The sequence below is a fragment of the Pseudomonas sp. PS02290 genome, assembly GCF_029960075.1.
Classification (GTDB): Bacteria; Pseudomonadota; Gammaproteobacteria; order Pseudomonadales; family Pseudomonadaceae; genus Aquipseudomonas.
Genome location: NZ_JASCOY010000252.1, coordinates 1 through 255 on the forward strand (window position 1 = coordinate 1; position 255 = coordinate 255).

The window sequence follows — 255 nt, forward strand, 5'->3', positions numbered from 1 at the left end:
TCAATGATGTAAACGTCGAAACCCGCCTCATAAGCCAGCTCGATCAGGTCGATGTGATAAACATTTGTTGCTTCAACTGCAATCGCGGTGGGCCTCGGCAACGTTTTAAGCCAGCGCTTTATGGCGGACTTGTCGTTGGTTATCGAGGTGAGCAAATCCTGATCTGGCTCGTAAATAACGAGTTCAACTTTGGCGACATCCACGCCCACGATTGACTTCGAAACGTGCATTGCCATGGACACTTCTCCACGTTAA

1 pseudogene is annotated in these 255 nt (G+C 49.0%); it reads right to left on the reverse strand.

Features of this window, described 5'->3' with window-relative positions:
- A pseudogene (locus QMX88_RS29980) lies at positions 1–236 on the reverse strand (IS110 family transposase); the annotation flags it as partial.
- Positions 237–255 lie beyond the last annotated feature (19 nt).